Below are 24783 nucleotides of genomic sequence, written 5' to 3'. Positions count from 1 at the left end.
TTGCGCAACACCAAAAATATCGAACAATATCAGTTAATTAACAGGATTCATGCGGAGGCCGCGACTCTCCGCCCCGGGAATCGCGCGCGGTGTGGCACGGACTCACCACACCCGCCGGACGATCGGCAGGCCCCTCAGCTCCAGCCGCCGCCATAGGTGCGGTAGAAGATATGCTTGCCGATCTTGGCCACGCGCTTCATCGTCCGCCCCCAGGGCGGGTTCACATAGGTCGCGTGGTAGTGGGTGGCCGAGCCGACGTCGTCGAGCCAGATCTTGCCGGCGGTGACGGCCATGGCAACTTCCTTGGCCGTCTTCCAGTTCCAGGGCGAGAGGATCAGGTCGGGAATGCGGTCGCAGGCGAAGGAGAACTGGCAGCGGCCGCGCCAGTTTTCGTTCTGGTAGACGACGCCGCAGATGGTTTTCGGATAGGCGGGATTGCGCACGCGGTTGAGGATGACCTGCGCGACGGCGGCCTGGCCCTTCACCTCCTCGCCGCGCGCCTCGAAATAGATGCCTTCGGCAAGGCATTTCTGTTCCTTGGCGCTGAAGACCTCCGCCGGCAGGGCCGTTGCGGCCCAGGCGTGATCGTCGGGAGAGATGTCGGGAATGAAGCGGCCGAGTTCCTCCTTGGGCTTCAGGATCGAATCGAAAGGCGATTCCCGGGCATAGTCCGGCCCGACGGGAGCATAGGCGGTGGCGAGTACGTCGGCCTTGTCGTTGGTGACGAGGCTGGCGAGCATGGGCGAGACGCCCGGATCCTTGTGCGCGGCCTTCTTCTTGTAGAAGGCAGTGGCGATGGCGATCTCCTTGCCCTTGATCTGCGGCTTGGCGAAAGCCATGCGCTCCTCGGCGTCGAAGACCGGCGAAAGCAGCGAGCTGGTGCGCTCCAGGATCGAGCCGGCGGCAAAGCCCTTCGGCGGCAGGACGGGCAGGACGGCGATGATGCGGCCCTTCTTGTCGCGACGGTTGATGCGTTCCTCGTCGGGAATTCCGCCCTTGCCCTTGTCTTCGCTGAGCACCGCCGCCTTGACGCCGCCCGGCAGGTCCACCCCGGCCCCGCTCTCGATGCCGCCGGTGGTCATGGCGTCGGCGAAGTCGATCTCGATCTCGTGCACGGAACCGGCGGGCGAGCGCGTCAGCACCATGGTCTGATTGCCACCCTTGCGGTTGAGGCCGGCAAGATAGGTGGCAAGGTCGGTCCTTGCCGATTCGGTGGGAACGATGGCGGCAAGACCGAGCCCGAGCGCCAGAGGGACTTTCCATTCCCGCTTCAGATACGCAAAGAAGCGGCCTGCCTTTGCATGACGAATGCTACGCTTACGCAACTGTCTACTCCGCACGCATGTGCAGGCCCCCGCGCCGACGGCTCGCCGGCGTGTTCTCCTGCCCGGAACTGTTCGATAGGAGCCTGCCGCGCCGAGGCACGGGCCCAAAGCGGCTCGTTGTCAGGGTAAAATGAAGCATTAACCTTGATGGTTGGTTAATGCTGATGAACCGCATCGGGGAGGCAGGTGCCTCCCCTTCACGTTTTCGTCAGACTGCGTGATCTCGCGGGTGCAGCTAGATGACGACGTGCGATCCCAGTTCCACGACACGGTTGGTCGGCAGGCGGAAGTAGTCGGAGGGATCGGTGGCGAGGTTGGCGAGCCCGATGAACAGGCGATCCTGCCACATGGGCATGCCGGACTGCGCATCGGGCACCAGCTTGCGGCGGCCGAGATAGAAGGAGGTCGACATGATGTCGAACTTGTGCCCGGCCTTGCGCATCAGCCCCAGCGCCTGCGAGACGTTCTGCGTCTCCATGAAGCCGAAGCGCATTTCGATGCGCGAGAAACGGTCGGAGATGCGCTCCACCGAGAAGCGCTCGGCCGGCACGACGCGCGGCGTGTTGGCGGTCTTGACCGTCAGGATGAAGTTCTGCTCGTGCAGGACGTGGTTGTGCTTGATGTTGTGCAGCAGCGCGGCGGGCGCGAAATCGGGATCGCTCGTCAGGAAGATCGCCGTGCCGGCGACCTGCACCGGCGCATGGGCGCTCTGCTTTTCGACGGACTTGATGAAAGCCGGCAGCGGCACCTCGATGCGGCGGGTCTTGTCGCGCAGGATGCGCGTGCCGCGCGTCCAGGTCCACATCAGCAGAACCACGGCGGCAGCGATGGTGACGGGCACGTAGCCGCCGTCATGCACCTTGAGAAGGTTCGCGCCGAGGAAGGTGAGTTCCAGGAGGAGGAGCGGTGTCAGCGCGCCGATGGCGGCAAGCGGCTTCCAGCGCCAGCGGGCACGCAGGAACTCGAAGGCCATGACGGTCGTCACCACCATCGCGCCGGTGACGGAGATGCCATAGGCCGTCGCCAGCTTCTCGGACGAGCCGAAGATGAAGACGAGCAGCATGACGCCGAAGAGCAGCACCGTGTTGACACCCGGCAGATAGATCTGGCCGGTCTGGGTTTCGGACGTGTGGAATATCTCCATGCGCGGCAGGAAGCCGAGATGGATCGCCTGCCGCGTCAGCGAGAAAGCGCCGGTGATGACCGCCTGGCTGGCGATGATGGTGGCGGCCGTCGCCAGGATGACGATCGGCAGCAGCGCCCAGTTGGGAAACATCAGGAAGAACGGATTCTCGAAGGCCTCGGGATGGGCGAGAATCAGCGCGCCCTGGCCGAGATAGTTCAGCGTCAGCGCCGGGAAGACGAGGCAGAACCAGGCCCACTGGATCGGCCGGCGGCCGAAATGGCCGAGGTCGGCGTAGAGCGCCTCGGCCCCGGTGACCGTCAGGAAGACGGCGCCGAGCACGACGAGGCCGACATAGCCCTCGTTGATCATGAAGACCACGGCGTAATAGGGATTGAAGGCGGCGAGGATGCCGAGGTCGTCGCTGATATGGCGGATGCCGCCAAGGCCCATGACGATGAACCAGATGGCGGTGATCGGACCGAAGAACTTCGACACGGCGGCCGTGCCGAGCGACTGCACGGCAAAGAGCATGACGAGGATGACGACCGAGATGGGCACGACATAGTCCCCGAGCGTCGGCGTCACCAGCTTCAGGCCTTCGACGGCGGACAGCACCGAAAGGGCGGGCGTGATCATGGCATCGCCGATGAAGAGCGCGGCGCCCACCGCCCCCATGAAGAACAGCACTGTGGCGCGCCGGCCGGCGGTCTTCATCAGGAGGGCGAGCAGCGAAAGCGTCCCGCCCTCGCCGTGGTTGTCGGCGCGCAGCAGGAAGAGCACGTATTTGAGCGTGACGATGATCGTCAGCGTCCAGATGATCAGCGAGATGAGGCCGATCACCTCGGCGCGCGTGATGCCGTCCTGCGCGACGGGGCGCAGCGCTTCTCGGAAGGCATAGAGGGGGCTCGTGCCGATGTCGCCATAGACGACGCCGATGGAACCGAGGGAGAGGAGAAACAGCGTGCGCGCCCTGCTCTGGGCCTGCGGTGCGCTACCGGGATGATGTTGCATGGGGCGATCGGGCTCTTAGAGCCAGCCTTTCCAGCGGAAGAAGAAGAACGGGAGGATTGCCGAAAGGACCATCGCGACCAGCGTCAGCGGATAGGCGGAGGCAAGATGCAGTTCGGGCATGAAGTCGAAGTTCATGCCGTAGGTCGAAGCGATCAGGGTTGGCGGCAGCAGCACGACGGAAGCGATCGAGAAGATCTTGATGATGGCGTTCTGCTCGAGATTGATGAGGCCGAGCGAGGCATCGAGCAGGAAGGTAATGTTGCCCGCCACGAAACTTGCATGTTCGGAAAGCGACTGCACGTCCCGCGTGATCGTGCGGCAGAGTTCGAGGCTCTCGCGATCCGACTGCAGGGCCGGCAGCGCATGCAGGAAGGTCAGCACACGCGACAGCGACATCAGGCTGTCGCGCGTCTTGGCAACGAGACGGTGCAAGGCCGAGACCTGCACCACGCGGTCCTCCAGATAGCGCGGCGGGCGGCGGTTAAGGTGCCGCTGGTCGCCGAACACCTCGATGGACAGCCTGTCGGCGCGGGAGACGGCGATTTCGAGGATTTCCGCGGTGCGGTCGACGACGGTTTCCAATAGGCGCGTGACCATCACGGTCGGCGAGGAACAGCCGCCGGGAATGCGGTGCATGCCGCTCTTGAAGAGCGCGAAGGAGCGCGGTTCGGCATAGCGCACCGTCAGCAGCCTGCCGGCCGTCAGGATGAAGGCGACGTCGGTCAGCTGCGGCAGGTCGCTCTCCGCCTTCACCATCAGCGAGGCGGTCATGTAGGCGGCGTTGCCGTCCGTGTAGAGGCGGCTCGAGGGCTCGATGTCCTTGAGTTCGTCGCGGGTCGGCACCTCGATGGAAAGAACGCGCTCGATCAGCGCTTCCTCCTCGCGGGTCGGCTCGACCATGTCGACCCAGACGGCGCCGGCAAGGGCTTCGGCGACCGCAGAATCTGTTTCTGCCGGCAGGGGGCGTGCCTCGCCGTTGGAACGGAAAACCGTGATCACCGGCGAATGGCTCCGGAACGGACCATCGCTCACACTCCTGGTTGGACGCCGCCGTTCAGCGGCCGGCCGCGCATATTGCTCGGCGCCGCACAAAAATCAAGCTTTCGCCACGAACGCGCCGAAAGCGTAAAGGTTCACCTATTCGAAGACGATGGAAGGCGCGCCGCGGGTGCCCTTGTCCTTCAACGCCTCCAGTTCCTGCCAGACACGGGTCGCGATCTCGCGGTAGATCTTCGCGGCCGCCCCATCCGGGTTGGAAACGACGACGGGCGTGCCGGCATCGGAGGTTTCGCGGATGTCCATGGTCAGCGGCACCTCGCCGAGGAACGGCACGCCGATGCGCTCGGCCTCCCTGCGCGCGCCGCCGTGCCCGAAGATATCATAGCGGTTGCCGGTGTCGGGAGCGATGAAATAGCTCATGTTCTCGACGATGCCGAGCACCGGCACCTCGACCTTGCTGAACATGTTGAGGCCCTTGCGCGCGTCGATGAGGGCGAGGTCCTGCGGGGTGGAGACGATGACCGCGCCGGCGAGCGGCACCTGCTGGGCCATGGTGAGCTGGGCGTCGCCCGTGCCGGGCGGCATGTCGACGACGAGCACGTCGAGCTCGCCCCAGGCGACCTCGCGCAGCATCTGCATCAGCGCCGACTGGATCATCGGCCCGCGCCAGATCATCGCCACCTCCTCGTCGACGAGGAAGCCCATGGACATGACCTTGATGCCGTAATTCTCCATCGGCTTGATGATGCGGCCCTCGATCTGCTGCGGGCGGCCCGAGATTTTCAGGAGCCGCGGCATGGAGGGGCCGTAGATGTCGGCATCTAGGATACCGACGCGAAGGCCGTTGGCCTTCAGCGCCAGCGCGAGGTTGACCGAAGTGGTCGACTTGCCGACGCCGCCCTTGCCGGACGCGACGGCGATGATGGCGCCGACGCCGGGAATGCCGGCCTTCGCACGCTGCGGCGGCTGGCCGGGCGCGGCATGGCTGTGACCTGCATGGCCGTGGGCCGCGCCGCCACCGGGCGGCGGGGGGGCCGGCGCGCGGGCGGCGGCCGGGCCGGAAGCGGCGCGCTTGTCGGCCGTCAGCGCCACCATGGCGGCCTTGATGCCGGGGATTTCCTTGACGACGCGTTCGGCGGCGGCGCGCAGCGGATCGAGCTCGCGGGCGCGCTCGGCCGGGACGGTGATGGAAAAATAGGCCTTGCCGTCGGAGATGAACACGTCCGAGACGAGGCCGAGGTCGACGATGTTGCCGTCCATGTCCGGACCGCGCACCGTGCGTAGCCGTTCCAGCACCTGTTCCTTGCTTACATCCGTCATGAGACCCTCGATGAATACCCTCGCGGCCTGGCCGCTGCCTTTATCCCCGTAGATAGTGCACGCAAAGGCCGCCGCCAAACGAATTTGCCGGCGACGGGCACTTGCGGCTTTGCGGCAGGTTGCCTCAGGCGATCAGCCCGCGGCGGATGGCCTTGACCACGGCCTGGGTGCGGTTGACCGCCTCCAGCTTGCGCGTGACCTGGTTGAGGTAGTGGTTCACCGTGTGCTCGGAGAGGCCGAGGATCTCGGCGATCTCCAGGCTCGTCTTGCCCGCCGCCGTCCAGCTCAGGCACTGGATCTCGCGGTCGGTCAGCATGACCTGTCCCGACTTCCAGGCCGAGCCGATCTCGGCAAGCCGGTTGAAGAGATGCACGGAGATCATCTGCAGCATCAGCCGGTCGTCGCGGCCGAGCGTCGCGCTCTCGCCACCCCAGACCACCGCGCCGCGATTGCCGAGCGCGTCATGCACGGGGAAGAAATGGCCGACCAGCATGCCATGGCCGGTCATCATATCGAGCAGTTCGCTGAAATCGGCATGTTCGGAGGATTCGCCGATCCATTCGCGCATGTCGTAGGTGAAGGGAACCGTGGTCAGCCGCAGCTTACGGATGCCGGCGCTCTGGCGGACCATGCGCATGGCGTCGTACTTGGCGAGGACCTCCTGCGGCCAGTTGCTGACGATGGAATAGGCCGAGAGCTTTTCCGCCTCGAAACCCGGCAGCGTGAAGACGATGAAATACCTGAGGCCGTATTCCTCGCACTTGCGGCGCATGTAGCGCACGATGTCGAACTGCGTCTCGAGAGCTGCGATCTCGGCGCCTTCGTCCTGCACCTGCTTTTCGCCGTTTCTGGTCTCGTCATCCGTCATGGTGCCCCGCAAAGAATAGTCCTCCCCTTGGGCAGTTGGAGCGGGACCGCACGCTTTCCAGAAAGTCACAAGGTTTTTTATGCATCAGTTCAAAAGCCCGGCGCGGATCGCCTTGGCGACCGCTTGAACCCGGTTGACCGCATCGAGCTTGCGCGTTGCGCGGTTCAGGTAATGATTGACAGTATACTCCGAGAGACCGAGGATTTCCGACATTTCCACGCTGGTCTTGCCGGCGGACGCCCAGGACAGGCACTCGATCTCCCGGCGCGACAGCGACACGTTCGGCCCGCGGCCGGAGCGACGCTCGACGACTTCCGTGAAGATCTGGTTCGCCAGCGCGTTGAGCTCGGCCATCTCGCGCGGCTGCAGGAGCTCGCGCGTGCCGCCGAAGGCGAGCGCGCCGCGCAGGCCCGCCGAATTGTGCGCCGGGAAATAGGCCCCGCGCGACAGGCCGTGCCGCTCGAAGAGGTCCGCGGCGATCGCTGCCTTGCCGTCGATGCGCCGGCGGTTGGTGCCGTCCGCGTCATAGACGAAGGGATTGGTGCTCTGGCGCAGGCGCTCGACGACGGGACTGCCGAAAATCAGGCCCGCATGGTCGTAGGTCCTCAGCATCTCGTCCGGCCAGGAGGTCAGGAGAACGCTGGAGGAGAAATCCGTGGAGGTCTCGGACGGGACGGTGATCAGGAGATAGCCGCGGAACCCGAAGTGCCTCGCGATGCCCTCCAGCCTTTCGGCGACGTCCTCCTCCGCGGCCAGGGCCGACAGGTTCGTACCCCATCGGTTCTGGAACTGTGCAGATGTCGTATGGATTCGATCCGCCATATCCCTTTTTCCTTCAGCAATGCACGCGCTCGCGCGGCAGAACAGCTCCATCCGCACAATGCACCTGCTTGCCTCAGGAACCCCCGTGTCCCAATGCAAGTATGTTCGAGAACCGCGCCTCAAGTCCGCGGCAAGCGACGCGGCTCGAACAAGCCGGTCAAGGGGAAAGCTAATGGCGACCCCAATCCACGTCCAGCGCGATTTTCTAATTTACCGTAAAATCGGGAGGCAAAACAACTTAGCCATAGGCTGCACGCCGCATAATCCACTTATCGTTGCGGGCCGAGCCTTGCGGCAAGTTCCTCCATGATCGCGCGCGCCGCCCGGCGCACCGACGGCGCCCATGCTTCGAGCTGCGCCTGCCCGACCCTGTAGGCCGGTCCGGTGACGGAAACGCCGGCCACCAGCCCGCGCCCGCTGTCGATGACGGGGGCGGCGACGCAGCGGATGCCCGGCTCGTGCTCCTCCCTGTCGAAGGCGATGCCGCTCTCGCGGATCCCTGAGAGCTCGGCCAGCAGCGCGGCGCGGTCCGTGATGGTCTGCGGCGTGAAGCTGCGGAACTCCAAATCTCCCAGGATCGCATCGAGCGCGGCGGCGTCGAGCACCGAAAGCGCCGCCTTACCGACGCCGGTGCAATAGGCGGGCGACGCATTGCCAATCTGGGAATTCATGCGGACGGCCTGCCGGCTTTCGACCTTGTCGAGATAGATGATCTCGCGCCCGCGCAGCACGCCGAGATGCACCGTCTCGCCCGTCTCCCCGTGCAGCGCCTCGAGGAAGGGCGCGGCGACGGCGCGGAACTCGTTACGCGCCCAGGAGGCCGAGGCGAGCTTCAACAGGCGAAGGCCCGGCACATAGGCGTGGTCGGGCCGCAATTCCAGCAGTCCTTCCTGCACCAGATGGGAAAGCTGGCGGTGCAGCGTGCCGCGCGGCTGGCCGCTGACGGCGAGCACGTCGGTAAAGCGCATTGGCCTTTCGGAAAGCGCCACCGTCTCCAGCACGGCGACCGCCTTGCCGAGCGTGCCGGTTCCGCCCTCCTCGTTCCGCGTCGTCGTCATCGTCGCAGCCCTTTTCCATCCCTTGACAGGCCGGCATCGTAGCGGAATAATTCCGAATAATCAAACTCAGTTCCAAATAATGGAACATTTCGGGAGAAAGCGATGGCTGGCCGCTATCCGGACCTCGCAGGACAGGGCGTGCTCGTCACCGGCGGCGGCTCGGGCATCGGCGCGGCGCTGGTCGCCGGCTTTGCCGCCGAGGGTGCGCGAGTCGCCTTCCTCGACATCGCCGAGGCGGACAGCCGCACGCTCGTCTCCGGCCTGGAAGGCAAGGTGGAGCACCTGCCGCATTATATAAGGACGGACCTGCGCGATATCGACGCCCTGCGCGCGGCGGTCGCCGAGGCCGCATCCGTGCTCGGCGGCATCCGCGTGCTCGTCAATAATGCGGCGCGCGACGACCGGCACGCGCTGGAAACCGTCGAGCCCGACTACTGGGACGAGAACCAGGCGGTGAACCTGCGCCACCACTTCTTCGCCGCACAGGCCGTCGCGCCGCACATGCGCGCAAATGGCGGCGGGGCGATCGTCAGCTTCTCCTCCATCGCCTTCCTGCTCAACATGGGCGAGCTGCCGGCCTATGCGACCGCCAAGGCGGGCATCGTCGGCCTCACCAAGTCGCTCGCCGGCCGGCTCGGCCCGGACAATATCCGCGTCAACGCCATCCTGCCCGGCATGGTGCTGACCGAGCGGCAGAAGCGCCTGTGGATCGACGAGGCGGCGATTGCCGGCGGCATCGACCGCCAGTGCCTGAAGCGCTCGCTCGTCGCCGCCGACATGGTCGGCCCCTGCCTCTTCCTGGCGTCGGACGCCGCCGCCGCCATCACTGCCCAAACGCTCATCGTCGACGGAGGCATGCTCTGATGACCGAACCCACCCCGCAACGCACCGCCGGGCCTGCCTATGTGGCGGTGGACTGGGGAACCTCCAGCTTCCGCCTCTGGCTGATCGGCCGGGACGGCGGCGTTCTTGCCGAGCGCCGTAGCGGCGAAGGCATGACGACGGCCGCCCGCACCGGCTTTGCCGAGGTGCTGGCAAGCCACCTTGCCGCGATTTCCGCGCCGGCGGGCCTGCCGGTCCTCATCTGCGGCATGGCGGGCGCCAAACAGGGCTGGATCGAGGCCGGCTATCTCGACACGCCCGCCGCGCTCGCCGACATTCCGGCCGCCGCCGTGCGCATTCCCGGCATTGACGCGGATATCCGCATCCTGCCCGGCCTTGCGCAGCGGGACGCCATGGCTCCCGACGTGATGCGCGGCGAGGAAACGCAGCTTCTCGGCGCCGCCGGCGAACTCGGCAACGGCGACCATCTCGTCTGCATGCCCGGCACGCACAGCAAATGGGTCCGCCTTTCCGGCGGCAGGGTCGAGGGCTTTTCCACCTTCATGACCGGCGAGCTCTTCGAGGCCATCGCCAAGAACACCATCCTCAGCCACGCCATTGCCGAGGCCGGCGCGATCTCCGGCGACAATGCCGCCTTCCGCGCCGCCGTCGCCCGCATGGTGGAAAAGCCGGCGCTCGCCACGAGCCAGCTCTTCTCCGTACGCGCCGGCTCGCTGATCGCCGGGCTTTCGCCCGAGGATGCCAAGGCGCGGCTTTCCGGCACCTTGATCGGGCTGGAGATCGCGGGCGCGCTTTCGCTCGTCGCGGAAGGAACCCCCGTCGCGCTCGTCGTTTCCGGCGGGCTCGGCGCGCTCTACAGCGAGGCGCTCGCCGCCGCCGGCCTCACCCCTTCCCTCATCGATGCCGATGCCGCCGTGCGCAACGGCCTTGCCGCGGGCGCCAGGGCGCTCTGGTCCCTTTAAAGAAAGCTGGAAACAATGAGCCGTATTCCCTTCCCCCCCATGAAGCACCCGCTGATCGCCATCCTGCGCGGCCTGAAGCCGGGCGAGACCGAGGATGTCGTCGGCGCGCTGATCGACACCGGCTTCACCGCCATCGAGATCCCGCTGAACTCGCCGGAACCGTTCAGGTCGATCGAGATCGCCGTGAAGATGGCGCCGGAAGGCTGCCTGATCGGCGCCGGCACCGTGCTGACCGTCGCCAACGTCAACCGCCTCGCCGATGTCGGCGGGCGCCTGATGGTCAGCCCGAATGTCGAGCCGGAGGTGATCTCCACCGCCGCCGCCAAGGGCATGGTGACGATGCCCGGCGTCTTCACCCCGACCGAGGCGCTTGCCGCCGCCCGGGCCGGCGCGACGGGCCTGAAATTCTTCCCGGCCAGCGTGCTCGGCCCGGCCGGCATCAACGCGATCCGCGCCATCCTGCCGGCGGACCTCGAAATCGCCGCGGTCGGCGGCGTCTCGGAGAAGAACTTCGCCGACTATGCCGCCATCGGCATCCGCAGCTTCGGCCTCGGCTCCAGCCTCTACAAGCCCGGCATGACGGGCGCCGAGGCCCGCGCCCGCGCCGTGGCCACCATCGAAGCCTATGATGCCGTCTACGGGGCAAACCGATGACCGGAACCCATGCCTTTACCGGCCGCACGCTCTGCGAGACCGCCTGCCAGCTCGGCGAGGGGCCGACCTACGATCCCGCGACGGACAAGGCCTTCTGGTTCGACATCCGCGGCCGGAAGCTGCACGAACTTCACCTTGCGACCATGACGAAGGCCGTGCACGACCTGCCCTTCCTCGGCAGCGTGCTCGCCGTCATCGACGCGGAGCGCCAGCTCATCCTTTCCGACCAGGGGCTTTTCGTGCGCAGCGTCGCGGACGGCCGGCTGACGCCCTTCGCGAAACTGGAGGACAAGGCGGGCAACCGCTCCAACGACGGACGGGTGCATCCCTCCGGCGCGCTCTGGGCGAGCACGATGGGCCGCAGCGCCGAAAAGCATTCCGGCGCGATCTACCATGTGGCGGGCGAGCGGGTGACGAAGCTCTTCTCCGACATCACCATCCCCAACAGCATCTGCTTCTCGCCGGACGGCGGCACCGCCTATTTCACCGACACGGACGTCAACCGGCTGATGAAGGTGGCGGTCGATCCGAAGACCGGCCTGCCGACCGGCGCGCCGGAAGTCCTCTCCGACGAAAGCGGCACGCCGGGGGGCATCGACGGATCCGTCTGCGATGCAGACGGGCTGATCTGGAACGCCCGCTGGGGCGCGAATGCCGTCGACGTCTACAGGCCGGACGGCACGAAGGTCGCGCGTTACGACGTGCCCGCCGCGCAGGCGAGCTGCACCGCCTTCATCGGCGGCAAGGCCGACCGGCTTCTCGTCACCTCCGCCTGGCAGGATCTCGACGATGCGGCCCGCGCGGCCGATCCCGAGGCCGGCAGGACCTTCGAGCTCGGCATTGAGGTCAAGGGGCGCTTCGAGCCGAAATTCGCGCTGTAGAGCGTTGCCGCATTTCCCATGCAAAATCGGCAGGCGGTCCGCCCCGTTCAAGGGGTTCGGGCCGCTTCTTTTGCATGGCTGCAATCAAGAAGAAGGCAATTTTCATCGGAACCAAAGCCGGGGGTCGTCGTTCCTTGTCCATCAGCCGGTGCGGACGGGCATTTCGAAACCGCCGCCGCGCCTTGATGCCAACGAGACGAAAGGCAGGTTCAAAATGACCAAGAAACTTCTTACCTCCGTTGCCGCTGGTGCACTCTTCCTGGGCGCGGCTCTGGCTCCGGTGGCTTATGCACAGGACACGAATCAGCCCGCAGCAGGCCAGCCCCAGACGATGGAGCAGCAGCCGGCCGCAGGCGCTGAGGGCACGACCCCGGGCGACACCGCAGCCACGCCGGGCACGACGCCGAGCGAAGACACGGCCCAGACCCCGGCAACCGGCACCGACAGCACGGATACGGCCCAGACGCCCGCAACCCCGAGCAAGGATACCGCCCAGGCTCCGGCAGCAGGTGGTGACTATCTGACGGCCCAGTCGGACGAACAGATCAGCGCCAACACCTATATCGGTCAGGCGGTCTATAACAGCGCCGATGAAAACATCGGCAAGATCTCCGACCTCATCATGGAAAAGAGCGGCGGTATCGACGCTGCCATCATCGGTGTCGGCGGCTTCCTGGGCATCGGCGAAAAGTGGGTTGCAGTGCCGTTCGAGAAGATCTCGATCACGCAGGTTCCGGACTCCGATGACGTCAAGCTGACGACCACGGAAACGGCTGAAAGCCTGCAGGCCGCGCCGGAATTCAAGACCAAGGCGCAGCAGGTGGCGGAACGTCAGGCCAATACCCCGGTCGACAGCTCGACGACCTCGTCGACGACCACGGGCACCGCGCCCGCCACGACCCAGCCGGCCGAATAAACCGGCGGGCTTCCCTGACCTCCAGCCCGGTGGCACGCCCTGCGCCACCGGGTTTTTCTTATGAAGCGCTCCCCACCGCAATTCCGGACGCAAAACCACTGCGCACTTTTGCTGGAATTGCTCTAAAACAGCACGCCGTAGCGCATGGCATCGTAGATGCCGGCGTGGATGTTGCGACTGTGGACGGCATCGCCGATCCGGAAGAGATCGAAGGTGCCCTCGGGATTGCGGGATCGGATCGGATTCTCCTGTCGGATGAGCGCTTTGTAGTCGACCGCCCCGAGATTGCGCGACAAGGGCTTCAGCTCGAAATAGAGGTCGGCCATTGGCATGGTGCCGTGCTCGACCACGACCTGCGCGACACGGCGCTCGGCCGAGGCGTCGGTCGAGAAATCCGAGCCGAGCGTCGCCACCAGCCCGTTGCCGTCGCGGCGCACGGCCTTGAGGCGCGTGTTGATCGTCACGCGGACGTTGCGTTCCGCGAAGGCCTTGGCATAGGGCACGTGGTTCATGCCGCCGATTTCGGGCGCGAAGAAGCGCTCCGGCGAAACGACCTCCAGTTCCACGCCGGCCTTCGCGATCAGCTCCGCCGCCGTCATGCCGGTATGCGCGCCGTTGTCGTCATAGAGCAGGACCGGGCCTTCCGGCTTCACCGCCCCGGCGATGATGTCCCAACTCGAAACGACGAGGTCGTCGCCCGCTTCCAGTTCCGGGTTCTGTGCGATGCCGCCCGTCGCGATCACCACGAGGTCGGGATCGAGGGCGAGCACGTCATCGCCGCCGGCAAAGACGTTGTAGTGGATCGGCACGCCGAGGCGTTCGAGTTCGGCAAGGCGCCAGTCGACGATGCCAATCAGTTCCCTGCGGCGCGGATTGCGGGCGGCGAGCAGGATCTGGCCGCCGGCCTCGCCGGTCGCCTCCAGCACCTCGACGGCATGGCCGCGCTCCGCCAGAACGCGCGCCGCCTCCAGCCCCGAAGGACCGGCGCCGACCACCACCGCCTTGCGCAGGGGCCCCGGCGATTTCGAGATGACATGCGGGATGGTTGCCTCGCGGCCGGTCGCCGCATTGTGGATGCAGAGCGCGCCGCCGCCCTCGTAGATGCGATCCAGACAGTAGGTGGCGCCAACGCAGGGGCGGATCTGCGCTTCCCTGCCCTCCTCGATCTTCCTGACGATATGCGGATCGGCGATATGGGCGCGGGTCATGCCCACCATGTCGAGCTTGCCTTCGGCGATCGCATGGCGGGCCGTCGCGACATCCGCGATGCGGGCGGCATGGAAGACCGGGAACTTCGTCGCCGCACGCACGTCGCCGGCAAAGTCGAGATGCGGGGACGCGGCCATGCCCTGGATCGGGATGACCTTCGTCAGATGCGCGTCATGGTCGATATGGCCGCGGATGATATTGAGGAAATCCACCTTGCCTGAATCGGCGAGGTGCCGGGCGATCTCGACGCCCTCCTCGCGCGAAAGACCGATGTCCCAGTCTTCGTCCGCCGCCATGCGGATGCCGACGATGAAATCCGGCCCCACGGCCTTGCGCACGGCATCGAGCACCATGTCGGAAAAGCGCAAACGATTGTCGAGCGAGCCGCCGAACTCGTCCTCGCGGCGATTGGTGGCGGGCGACCAGAAGCCGTCCATCAGGTGGCCGTAGGCCTCGAACTCGATGCCGTCGAGGCCGGCAGCCTGCATGCGCTGGGCCGCGGCGGCATAATCGCCGACGATGCGCTCGATGTCCCAGTCCTCGATCTCCTTGGGAAAGGCGCGGTGGGCGGCCTCGCGCACCGGCGAGGCCGAGAGCACGGGCAGCCAGTCGCCCTTGTTCCAGCCCGTGCGCCGGCCGAGATGGGTGAGCTGGATCATCACGGCGCAGCCGTGCTCGTGACAGTCGTCGGCGATCTTCTTGAGCCACGGCACGATCTCGTCGGAATAGGCGTAGAGATTGCCGAAGGCGGGCGGGGAATCCTCCGAGACGATCGCCGAGCCCGCCGTCATGGTCAGCGCCATGCCGCCCTTGGCCTTTTCCAGGTGGTAGAGCCGGTAGCGGTCCTTGGGCATGCCGTCTTCCGAATAGGCCGGCTCGTGCGAGGTCGACATGATCCGGTTCTTCAGCGTCAGGTGCTTCAGGCGGTAGGGCTGGAGCAGCGGGTCTTTCGATAGCGTCATCTCAAAGGTCCTAGCAGGTCGGCCGTGATCGTGCGGGAGATAGTCGCAAATGGCGACATCCGGGGCGACGGCCGCGGCGGCAAATCATGGCCAGCGCGCGCCCTCCCCCTCGTTGCCTTGCAGCACCTACCGCAGCGAGGCTACACAGGGCGGATCGCCGCTGTAACGCGGAAAAAAACTTACCGGCGCCATAACCTGCTTTTATGGAGACGATCCGTCAACGGCGCAGGACGGGCTGCATCTCCTCATGGAAGAAGCGGAAATAGGAGGTGATCTGCGCCAGCGCATTGGTCGACAGCTTGTACTGGATGCCAAGGCGGCCATTGGCGTACCAGCGCACCGTGCCGCTCAGCCGGCCCAGTTCCTCGCTCTCCACCGTCACGAGCTGGCCGGGCATGGCCTGGATCGGCGTTTCGATGTCGAATGCCATGCCGCTCGGCGAAAGATCGACGACGCGCGCCCGCGTCGACTGATGCATGACCTTCACCGTCGCAAAAATACGCACCTTGGAACGATCGGTCGCCCGGACGGGCATATCCTTGATGGTCGCCATCGCTGTCACCCCAGACTTGATTCTGGAGAAAACCTAGCGGAAGGCATTTGCCATCCCGATAAGAAAATGCATGCAAATTTAAGGAACTGACTTATTCGGGGACACCTGGCCCCGAGGCCTGCCCGGATCAGGAAGCGGCGCGGCCTTCCAGGCTGACATAGCGGTCGGCGAGGAAGCGCATGGTGGCGACGGCATCGGCCGGCTTGCCGTAGAAATAGCCCTGCCCCATGCCGCAGCCGAGCGCCTTCAGCTTCAGCGCCTCGGAGAAATCCTCGATGCCCTCGGCGACGACGGCAAGGTCCAGCCCCTCGCACATGGCGACGATGGCCTTGATGATATGCTCGGACGCCTTGTCGTTGGAAATGCGCGAGACGAAGGCGCGGTCGATCTTCACCTTGTCGAAGGTGAAGTCGCGCAGGCGCCCGAGGCTCGACTGGCCCGTGCCGAAATCGTCGAGCGAGATGCGCACGCCCGCCGCGCGCAGCTCGCCGATGATCTTCTGCGCCGTGTCGGCGTCGGTCATCACCGCCGTCTCGGTGATCTCCAGCTCCAACCGGCGCGGATCGAGCCCGACGCGGTTGAGGATCGCCAGCGTGTTGAACGCCGTCTTCGGGTCCATGAGCTGGGCGGAGGAGAGGTTGAAGGAGAGGAACAACTCCTTCGGCCAGGAAAGCGCCGCCTCCGCCGCCTTGCGCAGCAGCGTGTCGGACAGCGCGTCGATGAAGCCGCGCTCCTCGGCGAGCGGCACGAAGACGGCCGGCGAGACATAGCCGAGATCGGCATCGCACCAGCGCGCCAACGCCTCGAAGCCGACGACGGTATCGTCGCGCAGGCTGACGATCGGCTGGAAATGGACGTCCACCTCGTTGGCGATGATTGCATTGCGCAGCGCCTGCTCGAGCTGCGTCGCGCGCTTCATCTCCTGGGCGATCTCCTGCGAATAGACCGTGATCTGGCCGCGCCCGCGGCGCTTCGAACGGTAAAGCGCGGTATCGGCGCTCTTCAGCAGCTCGGTGAAATCCTCGCCGGCGAAGGGATAGATGGCGAAGCCGAAGGAGGCGGAAAGGCGTACGTTGCGGTCGCCGAGATCGAAGGGGGCCGACAGGACCTCGCGCAGCATCTGGCCGAGCTTTTCCGCGCCCTTGCGCTCGAAGACCAGCGGCAGCACGAAGGCGAACTCGTCGCCGCCATGGCGGGTGACGGTCGCGCCGTCGGGAATGCAGGCCTTCAGCCTGTGCGCCACCTGGCAGAGGATCTCGTCGCCGGCGCGCGGGCCGAAGAGATCGTTGATGGGCTTGAAACCGTCGAGATTGGCGATGCCGATGGCGAAGGGCGCCGGGTCCGCCTCGCGCTCACGCGCGATCTGCCGCACCTTGTCGCGCAGGCGATAGAGATTGCCGAGACCGGTGAGGGGATCGGTATAGGCCATGGCATGAAGATCAGTCTGGGAAACATCCAGCGCCGCATGATCAGCAGACTTCATCAATGATTTCCCATACTTGCGCCTGACCTCCGAGGACTGCCCTACGATGGGGCATGTCCGTTAACAAATGCATAGCAAGCGATCGTCAGTCCTTCCCACAGACCTCCCCATTTCTGGGGAGTTGACCGTCCGTTTTCAACTTGAAGCATGCCTTGCGACGGGGCACGGGGTGGCCAGTTCTCTCCGCATGCGTCAGGCGACGGATTTCTCCTGTTTGCGTGCGGCATAGCGCCGGTAGACGGCCTCGATCATTTCCGGGCTGACCGGCTTGACGATGTAATCGTCCATGCCGGCATCCATGCAGTTCTGCATGTCGACGTTCAGCGCCTGGGCCGTGACGGCGACGATGGGGGTGTGGGTGCCCGTCAGCTTCTCCGCATCGCGGATCTCCTTCGCCGCGTCGATGCCGTTCATCACGGGCATGGCGATGTCCATCAGCACGAGGCGCGGCTGGTGCTTGCGCCAGAGCATGACCGCTTCCTCGCCATTCTCGGCGATGCGGTGCGAAATGCCGAGGCCTTCGAGGATCTGCGAGAAGACGAACTGGTTGATCTGGTTGTCCTCGGCGACCAGCACCTCGACGTCGCCGACGGCGGCCGGCAGCATGGTCGTGATGTCGGTGGCGATGTACCAGTCGTCGGAAATCGGCACGGGCGTGAGGATGTCACCGAGCGGCGAGGTATCCTCGGAAAGCAGTTCGTGCTCTTCCACGAGGACGCGCATGAAATCGGAACCGATGCCTTCGGCCGAGATCACCGTCACGGGCACGCCATAGGCATTGTTGCGGATCGCGGCATGGTCCGGCACGTCGCCGTCGACGATGACGAGATCGAGGACGATCCCCTGCTCGGCCGCGTGCAGGAGGAAGGCCTGGCATTCCCGCACCGAATGGACCGCGCAGGAATCGGCGTCCTTGGCCTTGAACTCGTCGACGAGGATTTCCTCGATGCGGGGATTGCCGGTGACGACGAGCACGCGCTTTCCGGCCACTGCCGTCACGTCCTCGCGGTTCAACTGGTCGAGAAGCAGGCGGCGCTCGGCATCGCGCACCGGATCGAAGCAGTTCTGCGCGGGCACGAAGCCGCCCGGCACGCGCAGCAGCGCATCGCCCTCGTCCGTCATGACCCGCTCGCCGGCGACGAAGGCCGAGACGTCCTCCATCACCGTGACGATGGCATGATGGCCGGGCGCGCCGATGCGGTACTTGCGCGTGATGACATAGAGATCCGAGCCGTCGGCGCGGATGATATGCTCCGCCAGCATGTAGGGCTCGCCCGTCTCCAGCACGGAACGGTCGCTCGCTTCGATGCGGTCCGCGCTCTCCGCATCGGCCAGCGCCCAGACGGTGCGGCCGAGAATGCTGTCGGGATCGGTGCCGTAGACCGCGCAGAACGCCCGGTTCACCGCGATATAGGCAAGGTTGCGGTCCTTGACGACCATCGGCGAAGGCAGGGTCTCGAGGATTTCCTCGGTGAGCGCGATGCGCTCCAGATCGAGGCGCCACTGCTCTTCCTGCTTCTTCTGCTCGGAAATGTCGACGAAGGTGGTGACGTTGTAGCCGCTCGGCAGGCGGCGCTTGCGGAAATGGATCCAGCGGTCGCGCCCGAGCCGCTCGACGGCATCGTACTGCTCGCGCCAATGGGCGGAGATGCGGGCGGAGATCCACTCCTCGCGGTTGACCGGCTTGTGACGCTGGTCGGGCGAGATGCCGTAGCGCACGCCGCTGTCGAAGATCGCGCCGAGCACGTCGCGCAGGCGTGTTCCGGGCACCAGTGTTTCGGCGGGAATGGGGAAATAGCGCAGGACCTGCCGGCTGGCGAAGACGAGGCGGTCGTTCTTGTCATAGACGATCACCGCGGCGGCGAGGATATCGCACGCGGCTTCGAACATTCCCGACCGGATGTGCGCGTCTGACGGCGCTACATCATTCATTCTGGCAGTCCTCGCCTGTTGGCATTCCCGAAAACATGCTGATCGGTGCTCACGCACCTTGGGACATTGGGGAATGCCAGCGGCCAGCGACGCTGCAATCGTCCACCGGAGAACCCGGCCGGCTTGTGCTCATACAAGCGCAACGGCACGTTCGCAGCATTTTATTAAAGCCTGATTAAACCGGCCGGCGCCCAAGAGGCGGGATAAGCCGCCGCACCCACTGGCGGGCGGCCGGCGAATCCGCGAAAATGGCGCCATGACCATCAGGCAGCTTTCCGAAACCCTCATCAACCAGATCGCGGCCGGCGAAGTGATCGAACGGCCGGCGAGCGCCGCCAAGGAGCTGATCGAGAACGCGCTGGATGCCGGCGCCACCCGCATCGAGATCGCCACGGCCGGCGGCGGCAAGACGCTGCTACGCGTCACCGACAACGGCGGCGGCATGGCGCCCGCCGACCTGGAGATGGCGATCCGCCGGCACTGCACCTCCAAGCTCGACACCGACCTTCTCGATATCCGCACGCTCGGCTTTCGCGGCGAGGCGCTGCCCTCCATCGGCTCGGTCGCAAAGCTGTCGCTGCTCAGCCGCACGGCGGAGGCCGGCGAAGGGGCCGAGATCAGCGTGACGGGCGGCAAGGTGGTGCCGGTACGCCCGGCCGCCGCCAATCGCGGCACCGTCGTCGAGGTGCGCGACCTCTTCTTCGCCACGCCCGCCCGCCTCAAGTTCCTGAAGAGCGAGAAGGCGGAGGCCTCGGCCATCTCCGATGTCGTGCGCCGCATGGCGATCGCCTTTCCGCATGTGCGCTTCGTGCTGTCGGGCTCCGACCGCACGACGCTGGAATTCCCCGCGACCGGCACGGACCGGCTTGCCCGCATCGCGCAGGTGCTCGGCCGCGATTTCCGCGACAATGCCATCGAGATCGATGCGGAGCGTGAGGGCGTGCGGCTCACCGGCTTTGCCGGCGTGCCGACCTTCAACCGCGGCAACAGCCTCAACCAATTCGCCTTCGTCAACGGAAGGCCGGTGCAGGACAAGCTGATCTGGTCGGCACTTCGCGCGGCCTATGCCGAGACCATCCCGCACGGGCGCTATCCCGTCGCGGTGCTTGCCATCGACATCGATCCGGCGCTGGTCGACGTCAACGTGCATCCGGCAAAGTCGGACGTGCGCTTCCGCGATCCCGGCCTCGTGCGCGGCCTCATCATCGGCGCGATCCGCGAGGCGCTCGCGCGCGAGGGCGACCGCGCCTCGACGACCGGCGCAAGCGGCCTGATGCGCGCCTTCCGGCCGGAAGCAGCGCGCCCCGCCGCCTCATGGACCCCTTCCGCCTCGCCCTACCGACCTTTCGAGAGCGCCACGGCCTCGCCGCCGGCCTTCCGCGGGCAGCAGGCGGGCTTTGCGGAATTCGCGGCGCCCTCGGCGCGCGGCGAGCCCGCCTTCACGCCCTCCCCCTCCATCCGCGAGGAGGAGCCGCCGCAGCGCCATCCGCTCGGCGCGGCACGGGCGCAGCTGCACGAGAACTACATCGTCGCGCAGACCGAGGACGGCCTCGTCATCGTCGACCAGCATGCCGCGCATGAACGGCTCGTCTTCGAGGCGATGCGCGAGGCGCTGCATGCCCGGCCCGTGCCGGCGCAGGCCCTCCTCATTCCCGAAATCGTCGACCTGCCGGAAGACGACTGCGACCGGCTCGTCTCCCATGCCGAGGAATTCGCAAGGCTCGGCCTTGGCATCGAGCGCTTCGGCCCCGGCGCGGTCGCGGTGCGCGAGACGCCGGCCATGCTCGGCGAGATGGATGCGGCCGGCCTCATCCGCCAGCTTGCCGACGAGCTTGCCGAATGGGACACGGCGAGCGGCCTCAAGGCCAGGCTCGAATATCTCGCCGCGACCATGGCCTGCCACGGCTCCGTCCGCTCGGGCCGACGCATGCGGCCGGAGGAGATGAACGCGCTCTTGCGCCAGATGGAGGCGACGCCCGGCTCCGGCCAGTGCAACCACGGACGGCCGACCTATATCGAGCTGAAGCTTTCCGACATCGAGCGACTGTTCGGCCGAAGCTGAAAAAGCTGGAAATTTGACGGCCGGCGCGATATTGCATCGGCATCGGATGATACGGATACTGAAATCGATGATGAACCGTTTGGAAGGCCGCGGCGGCAGCCGTGAAGCGAAGATCCGTTATCTCGACGGCGATTTCCAGATCCTGATGCCGGGCTCGCACGTCACCTGCGCGATGACCGGCGAGGCCGTGCCGGTCGACGAGCTCCGCTACTGGAGCGTCGCCCGGCAGGAAGCCTATGTGAGCTGCGCAGCCTCGCTCGACGCGGAGAAGCGCGCCGGCGTGCTGCCCAACCAGAAGAGGCAGTAGGCAGTAGGCAGTAGGTGCTGTCGAAAGACGTGAGGGCGTCAATCCCTTATTGGCGACTGCCTATTGCCTAATCCCTCACTTCTTTGCCAGCCGCTGCAGCTTGCGCCGCCGGGCATTGGCGATCGCCGCGTCGATGATCGCATCCGGCCCCTTCGGGTCGTCGAAGCGGATTTCCACCTCGATCACGCGGCTCTTTTTCCTCAGTTCCTCCGAACGGCCGTGACCACCCGCGAGCCGCACGCTGTCCTTGGCCGTCGTCACCAGCTGGTAGCCGAGCCCTTCGGCATGGTCGAGGATTTCGGCCACCTCGTCGTCGGTGAGATAGTGGTGATCCGGGAAGCTGCGGGAAACATAGAGATGCGCGCCCGTCTCGTTCACCGTGCGGTGGAACTTCTCGTTGTCGGCAATGCCGGACCAGGCCATGACGACCTCGTCCTTCAGGTCCTCCGCGCCCACGGTGACGAGCGTCGCGGGATGGACCGCCTTGCCGGCCCGCGCCGCCTGGCGGATCAGCCGGTCGGCCGCATCGCCGTCACCGATCGCGAGCAGCGCGCTCGTCTGGCGCATCTGCTCGGCCAACGGCGCGCGCACCGGCCCGCCCGGCACGAGATGGCCGTTGCCGATGCCGCGGCGCGTATCGATGACGAGGAGCGCATAATCGAAGGCAAGGCGCGCGCTCTGGAAGCCGTCGTCCATGATGATGATGTCGGCCCCCTCCTCCACCAGCTTGCGCGCACCCTTCACCCGCTTGCGCGAGATGACGGTCAGCGCCTCGCGGGCGAGCAGCAGCGGCTCGTCACCGACCGCGCGGGCGCGGTGGTGGTTGAGATCGACAACGGTCGTGACGTCCAGCGAGCCGCCATAGCCGCGGGAGAGGAAGCCGGGCCGGAGGCCCCGCGCCTTGGCGGCGCGGGCGAGCGCGATGGCCGTCGGCGTCTTGCCGGCCCCGCCCACCGTGAAGTTGCCGACGCAGATGACGGGCACCGGCACCTCGGCCCGGCGACCCTTGCGCATGCGCCAGCCGGCGATCAGCCCGTAGAGGCGCGAGACCGGCCAGAGCGCATAGGCGCGCCAGTCCGGCTTCGTCCACCAGAAAGGCGGCGCTTCGGTTACCATGTCGTCTCCCGTGGATAGCCCTGCCCTGTCGTTGCGCAAGGAAACGCGAAGACCTGAGGAAAATCAACTGCAGGAAACAGCGCCGGATGGCGAGGGACGGAGGCGCTGCCCCTCATCCCGCTGCCGCGACCTTCTCCCCGCAAGCGGGGAGAAGGGGAACGAGGCGCTGGTTTCCCCGACGAAAGAAGCATGAAGGAAGCCCCCGCCGCTTGTCCTTTCTTCCCGCTTGCGGGGAGAAGGTGCCGGCAGGCGGATGAGGGGCGAGGCGGCGCGTTCACGCCGCCGGGCGCGCCACCGCCGCCTCGGGCAGCAGCGGCAGGAGTTCGGTGATGTCGTTGAGGCAATAGTCGGACGCCGCGGACAGCGATTCCCGCGAGCCGGTTCCCGTCAGCACCGCGACGGTGAGGCCGGCGCCGGCATTGCGGCCCATATGGAGGTCGTGGTTGTTGTCGCCGACGACGGCGATCTGGTGCGGCTCGAGGCCGGTCGCCTCGCAGAAGCCGAGCACCATGCCGGGCTCCGGCTTCGTGCCGAAACCGCTGTCGTAGCCGGCGACATAGTGCAGGTAGCCGTCGAAACCGAAGCGTTTCGCCGTCGCGCGGATGGAGGCCTCGTTGTCGCTGGAGGCGACGCCGAGCCAGTAGCCGCGGGCATGCATGGTGGCAAAGAAGGCGGCAAGGTCGGTGACGGCGACCGCAAGCGCGGCGGAATTGGCGAAGAGGCCGTCGAAATGCGTGGCAAGGCCTTCCACCGTGAAGGGCGCGCCGGCGGCGACCAAGCCCTCGGCGATCTCGACCGTGTTACCGGCGGCAAGCAGGCTGTCCGGCGTGACATAACCCGTGTCGGGGTCCATGCCGCCCGCCACGAGCAGCTTGCGGGCGAGCGCCTCGTCCCCGCCGGCGGCGATGCGGGCCAGCTCGTAATTCACCGGAATCCAGCTCCTGGCATAGTCGAGCAGCGTGCCGTCCTTGTCGAAGAGGATACCGGAAATGGTCGCCGCCTTGGTCATGCCCTGTCCTTTCAGGAGGTCTGGCGCGGATGGAGCCGCGCCTTCACGGTGAGCGGATTGATATAGGGCTCCAGCCCCTTGATCGTGGCGCGCAGCGCCCCGCGCATCTCCTGCACGGTCTCCTGCCCGGCATTGATCATCTGCCGGCGCGTCTCGTCGTTGGCGAGCAGGTAGTGCACGCCCTTGGCCAGCATCTCGATGTCGCGCACCATCTTGGCGCTGCCGTTGCGGGCGAGCTGCTGGTAGGCCTCGCGGAAGTTCTGCACGTTGCCGCCCGAAAGGATCGCGCAGCCGAGCATGGCGGGCTCCAGCGGGTTCTGCCCGCCCTCGGCGAAGAGCGAGCGGCCGACGAAGGCGATCTCGGTCATGCGGAGATAAAGGCCCATCTCGCCGATCGTATCGCCCAGGAAGATGTCGGTATCGGGCGTCAGCGGCTCGCCGGAGGTACGGCGGACGACCTTGAGGCCCCGCGCCGTCAGCATGTCCGCGACGGCGTCGCCCCGCTCGGGATGGCGCGGCACGATGATGGTGAGAAGGCCGGGCGCGCGCTCCTTGAGAATGCGGTGCACATTGCCGGCGGCGGCCTCCTCGCCGTCGAAGGTCGAGATTGCCGCCCAGGTACGGCGGCCCGCGATCTGGCCGAGATAGGCTTTCAGGACGGGCGGATCGACGGGCGGCGCGTCCGTATCGACCTTGAGATTGCCCGAAACGAGCACCGGCAGGGCCCCGAGCGTGCGGAACCGCTCCGCATCCGTTTCCGACTGGGCGATCACCAGCGCGAAATTCTCGAAGAGCGCGTCGGCAAGGGCATGCCGGCGCTTCCAGCGCGGGAAGGAACGGTCGGAGATGCGGCCGTTCACCAGAACCTGCGGGATATGGCGCGCGCCGAGCTCCAGAATGGTCATCGGCCAGATTTCCGACTCCGCCATGATGGCAAGGTCTGGATGCCAGTATTCGAGGAAACGGCTGACCGCCGGCTTGAGGTCGAGCGGCACATATTGGTGGATGACCTCGCTGCCGAGGCGGTCCTGCACGACCTTGGCCGAGGTGACGGTGCCGGTGGTGAGCAGCACGGCGATGCCGCGGCGGCGCACTTCCCGGATCAGCGGCACGATGGCATTGGTCTCGCCGACGCTGGCGGCATGGAACCAGACGAGGGGGCCTTCCGGCCGCGCGACGCTGGCTGCGCCATAGCGCTCCTTGCGGCGCGAGCGCTCCTCCTTGCCCTTGGCCGCGCGCAGCGCGAGATAGGGACCGATGACCGGATAGAGCGCGACGCCGCCCCAGCGGTAAAGCGAAAGCGCGGCGCGGGCAAGCCGTGTGCTCATGGGCGGCACGCCTTCGCCTGTCCGGCTGCAACGGCGG

At 66.3% G+C, this 24783-nt stretch carries 21 protein-coding genes; 7 read left to right on the top strand and 14 right to left on the bottom strand.

What is annotated here, in order from left to right:
- Positions 1–134 precede the first annotated feature (134 nt).
- The 7 genes from DSD28_RS00830 to DSD28_RS00800 all read right to left on the bottom strand — a co-directional run bounded on the left by DSD28_RS00830 (position 135) and on the right by DSD28_RS00800 (position 8529).
- Entirely contained in the window at positions 135–1325 is a 1191-nt protein-coding gene (locus DSD28_RS00830; RefSeq protein WP_432430828.1) for a cell wall hydrolase, read from the bottom strand.
- Positions 1326–1560: 235 nt separating this feature from the next.
- Positions 1561–3462 (bottom strand): potassium transporter Kup, encoded by a 1902-nt coding sequence (locus DSD28_RS00825; RefSeq protein WP_119254459.1) that lies wholly within the window; start codon positions 3460–3462, stop codon positions 1561–1563.
- A gap of 15 nt (positions 3463–3477) precedes the next feature.
- Positions 3478–4461, bottom strand: a complete 984-nt coding sequence (locus DSD28_RS00820; RefSeq protein ID WP_119254458.1) for a magnesium transporter CorA family protein — start codon at positions 4459–4461, stop codon at positions 3478–3480.
- Positions 4462–4599: 138 nt separating this feature from the next.
- Positions 4600–5781, bottom strand: a complete 1182-nt coding sequence (apbC, locus tag DSD28_RS00815; RefSeq protein ID WP_119254457.1) for an iron-sulfur cluster carrier protein ApbC — start codon at positions 5779–5781, stop codon at positions 4600–4602.
- Between the two features lie 124 nt (positions 5782–5905).
- Positions 5906–6649, bottom strand: a complete 744-nt coding sequence (locus DSD28_RS00810; protein WP_119254456.1) for a helix-turn-helix transcriptional regulator — start codon at positions 6647–6649, stop codon at positions 5906–5908.
- 84 nt (positions 6650–6733) lie between these two features.
- Positions 6734–7471: a helix-turn-helix transcriptional regulator gene (locus DSD28_RS00805; RefSeq protein ID WP_119254455.1), complete on the bottom strand. Its 738-nt coding sequence runs from the start codon at positions 7469–7471 to the stop codon at positions 6734–6736.
- 269 nt (positions 7472–7740) lie between these two features.
- On the bottom strand, positions 7741–8529 hold the full coding sequence (locus tag DSD28_RS00800) for an IclR family transcriptional regulator (RefSeq protein WP_119254454.1): 789 nt from the start codon (positions 8527–8529) through the stop codon (positions 7741–7743).
- A gap of 102 nt (positions 8530–8631) precedes the next feature.
- On the opposite strand from DSD28_RS00800, the gene DSD28_RS00795 reads away from it, so the two are divergent.
- From DSD28_RS00795 to DSD28_RS00775, 5 genes are all read left to right on the top strand, one after another.
- Positions 8632–9393, top strand: coding sequence for an SDR family NAD(P)-dependent oxidoreductase (locus DSD28_RS00795; RefSeq protein WP_119254453.1), 762 nt, complete (start codon positions 8632–8634; stop codon positions 9391–9393).
- The gene (locus DSD28_RS00790; RefSeq protein WP_119254452.1) at positions 9393–10334 is read left to right on the top strand and encodes a 2-dehydro-3-deoxygalactonokinase; all 942 of its coding nucleotides are present in this window, start codon (positions 9393–9395) and stop codon (positions 10332–10334) included. The genes DSD28_RS00795 and DSD28_RS00790 overlap by 1 nt, the downstream gene beginning before the upstream one ends.
- 15 nt (positions 10335–10349) lie before the next feature.
- On the top strand, positions 10350–10988 hold the full coding sequence (locus tag DSD28_RS00785) for a 2-dehydro-3-deoxy-6-phosphogalactonate aldolase (RefSeq protein ID WP_119254451.1): 639 nt from the start codon (positions 10350–10352) through the stop codon (positions 10986–10988).
- Positions 10985–11869: an SMP-30/gluconolactonase/LRE family protein gene (locus tag DSD28_RS00780; protein ID WP_119254450.1), complete on the top strand. Its 885-nt coding sequence runs from the start codon at positions 10985–10987 to the stop codon at positions 11867–11869. The genes DSD28_RS00785 and DSD28_RS00780 overlap by 4 nt, the downstream gene beginning before the upstream one ends.
- Before the next feature lie 214 nt (positions 11870–12083).
- Positions 12084–12785, top strand: coding sequence for a PRC-barrel domain-containing protein (locus DSD28_RS00775; RefSeq protein WP_119254449.1), 702 nt, complete (start codon positions 12084–12086; stop codon positions 12783–12785).
- Between the two features lie 122 nt (positions 12786–12907).
- Here DSD28_RS00775 and DSD28_RS00770 read toward each other — a convergent pair whose 3' ends face one another.
- The 4 genes from DSD28_RS00770 to DSD28_RS00755 form a co-directional block, all read right to left on the bottom strand.
- Positions 12908–14956: an NADH:flavin oxidoreductase gene (locus tag DSD28_RS00770; protein ID WP_119254448.1), complete on the bottom strand. Its 2049-nt coding sequence runs from the start codon at positions 14954–14956 to the stop codon at positions 12908–12910.
- A gap of 217 nt (positions 14957–15173) precedes the next feature.
- Positions 15174–15509 carry a PilZ domain-containing protein gene (locus tag DSD28_RS00765; RefSeq protein ID WP_245424697.1) on the bottom strand — a complete coding sequence of 112 codons (336 nt, stop codon included), beginning with the start codon at positions 15507–15509 and terminating at the stop codon, positions 15174–15176.
- Positions 15510–15636: 127 nt separating this feature from the next.
- The gene (locus tag DSD28_RS00760) at positions 15637–16992 is read right to left on the bottom strand and encodes a putative bifunctional diguanylate cyclase/phosphodiesterase (protein ID WP_119254447.1); all 1356 of its coding nucleotides are present in this window, start codon (positions 16990–16992) and stop codon (positions 15637–15639) included.
- Positions 16993–17184: 192 nt separating this feature from the next.
- Positions 17185–18882 carry a response regulator gene (locus DSD28_RS00755; protein WP_162911167.1) on the bottom strand — a complete coding sequence of 566 codons (1698 nt, stop codon included), beginning with the start codon at positions 18880–18882 and terminating at the stop codon, positions 17185–17187.
- A 298-nt stretch (positions 18883–19180) separates the two neighbouring features.
- Here DSD28_RS00755 and mutL point away from each other — a divergent pair, with 298 nt between their 5' ends.
- Positions 19181–20986 carry a DNA mismatch repair endonuclease MutL gene (gene mutL / locus DSD28_RS00750; protein WP_119254445.1) on the top strand — a complete coding sequence of 602 codons (1806 nt, stop codon included), beginning with the start codon at positions 19181–19183 and terminating at the stop codon, positions 20984–20986.
- A 67-nt stretch (positions 20987–21053) separates the two neighbouring features.
- On the top strand, positions 21054–21293 hold the full coding sequence (locus tag DSD28_RS00745) for a DUF2093 domain-containing protein (protein WP_119254444.1): 240 nt from the start codon (positions 21054–21056) through the stop codon (positions 21291–21293).
- A 75-nt stretch (positions 21294–21368) separates the two neighbouring features.
- On the opposite strand, the gene lpxK is transcribed toward DSD28_RS00745, so the two are convergent.
- The 3 genes from lpxK to waaA all read right to left on the bottom strand — a co-directional run bounded on the left by lpxK (position 21369) and on the right by waaA (position 24746).
- On the bottom strand, positions 21369–22409 hold the full coding sequence (lpxK, locus tag DSD28_RS00740) for a tetraacyldisaccharide 4'-kinase (protein ID WP_119254443.1): 1041 nt from the start codon (positions 22407–22409) through the stop codon (positions 21369–21371).
- Positions 22410–22683: 274 nt separating this feature from the next.
- Complete coding sequence (locus DSD28_RS00735; RefSeq protein ID WP_119254442.1) at positions 22684–23418, bottom strand: HAD family hydrolase; 735 nt, start codon at positions 23416–23418, stop codon at positions 22684–22686.
- 11 nt (positions 23419–23429) lie between these two features.
- Positions 23430–24746, bottom strand: coding sequence for a lipid IV(A) 3-deoxy-D-manno-octulosonic acid transferase (gene waaA / locus DSD28_RS00730; protein WP_119254441.1), 1317 nt, complete (start codon positions 24744–24746; stop codon positions 23430–23432).
- Positions 24747–24783: the final 37 nt, after the last annotated feature.

It is taken from the genome of Shinella zoogloeoides, assembly GCF_003574625.1.
GTDB classification, from domain to species: domain Bacteria; phylum Pseudomonadota; class Alphaproteobacteria; order Rhizobiales; family Rhizobiaceae; genus Shinella; species Shinella zoogloeoides_A.
Note: the sequence above shows the minus strand (reverse complement) of the source record. Positions and strands in the feature narration are given on the sequence as shown.

What these genes read in the sequence shown, in the direction of transcription:
- DSD28_RS00755 (WP_162911167.1), bottom strand. Translation starts at nt 18,882, where the DNA reads ATGTTCGAAGCCGCGTGCGATATCCTCGCCGCCGCGGTGATCGTCTAT.
- DSD28_RS00760 (WP_119254447.1), bottom strand. Translation starts at nt 16,992, where the DNA reads ATGAAGTCTGCTGATCATGCGGCGCTGGATGTTTCCCAGACTGATCTT.
- DSD28_RS00770 (WP_119254448.1), bottom strand. Translation starts at nt 14,956, where the DNA reads ATGACGCTATCGAAAGACCCGCTGCTCCAGCCCTACCGCCTGAAGCAC.
- DSD28_RS00825 (WP_119254459.1), bottom strand. Translation starts at nt 3,462, where the DNA reads ATGCAACATCATCCCGGTAGCGCACCGCAGGCCCAGAGCAGGGCGCGC.
- DSD28_RS00735 (WP_119254442.1), bottom strand. Translation starts at nt 23,418, where the DNA reads ATGACCAAGGCGGCGACCATTTCCGGTATCCTCTTCGACAAGGACGGC.
- DSD28_RS00800 (WP_119254454.1), bottom strand. Translation starts at nt 8,529, where the DNA reads ATGACGACGACGCGGAACGAGGAGGGCGGAACCGGCACGCTCGGCAAG.
- DSD28_RS00775 (WP_119254449.1), top strand. Translation starts at nt 12,084, where the DNA reads ATGACCAAGAAACTTCTTACCTCCGTTGCCGCTGGTGCACTCTTCCTG.
- lpxK (WP_119254443.1), bottom strand. Translation starts at nt 22,409, where the DNA reads ATGGTAACCGAAGCGCCGCCTTTCTGGTGGACGAAGCCGGACTGGCGC.
- DSD28_RS00765 (WP_245424697.1), bottom strand. Translation starts at nt 15,509, where the DNA reads ATGGCGACCATCAAGGATATGCCCGTCCGGGCGACCGATCGTTCCAAG.
- DSD28_RS00790 (WP_119254452.1), top strand. Translation starts at nt 9,393, where the DNA reads ATGACCGAACCCACCCCGCAACGCACCGCCGGGCCTGCCTATGTGGCG.
- DSD28_RS00780 (WP_119254450.1), top strand. Translation starts at nt 10,985, where the DNA reads ATGACCGGAACCCATGCCTTTACCGGCCGCACGCTCTGCGAGACCGCC.
- apbC (WP_119254457.1), bottom strand. Translation starts at nt 5,781, where the DNA reads ATGACGGATGTAAGCAAGGAACAGGTGCTGGAACGGCTACGCACGGTG.
- DSD28_RS00795 (WP_119254453.1), top strand. Translation starts at nt 8,632, where the DNA reads ATGGCTGGCCGCTATCCGGACCTCGCAGGACAGGGCGTGCTCGTCACC.
- DSD28_RS00810 (WP_119254456.1), bottom strand. Translation starts at nt 6,649, where the DNA reads ATGACGGATGACGAGACCAGAAACGGCGAAAAGCAGGTGCAGGACGAA.
- DSD28_RS00745 (WP_119254444.1), top strand. Translation starts at nt 21,054, where the DNA reads ATGATGAACCGTTTGGAAGGCCGCGGCGGCAGCCGTGAAGCGAAGATC.
- mutL (WP_119254445.1), top strand. Translation starts at nt 19,181, where the DNA reads ATGACCATCAGGCAGCTTTCCGAAACCCTCATCAACCAGATCGCGGCC.
- DSD28_RS00785 (WP_119254451.1), top strand. Translation starts at nt 10,350, where the DNA reads ATGAGCCGTATTCCCTTCCCCCCCATGAAGCACCCGCTGATCGCCATC.
- waaA (WP_119254441.1), bottom strand. Translation starts at nt 24,746, where the DNA reads ATGAGCACACGGCTTGCCCGCGCCGCGCTTTCGCTTTACCGCTGGGGC.
- DSD28_RS00805 (WP_119254455.1), bottom strand. Translation starts at nt 7,471, where the DNA reads ATGGCGGATCGAATCCATACGACATCTGCACAGTTCCAGAACCGATGG.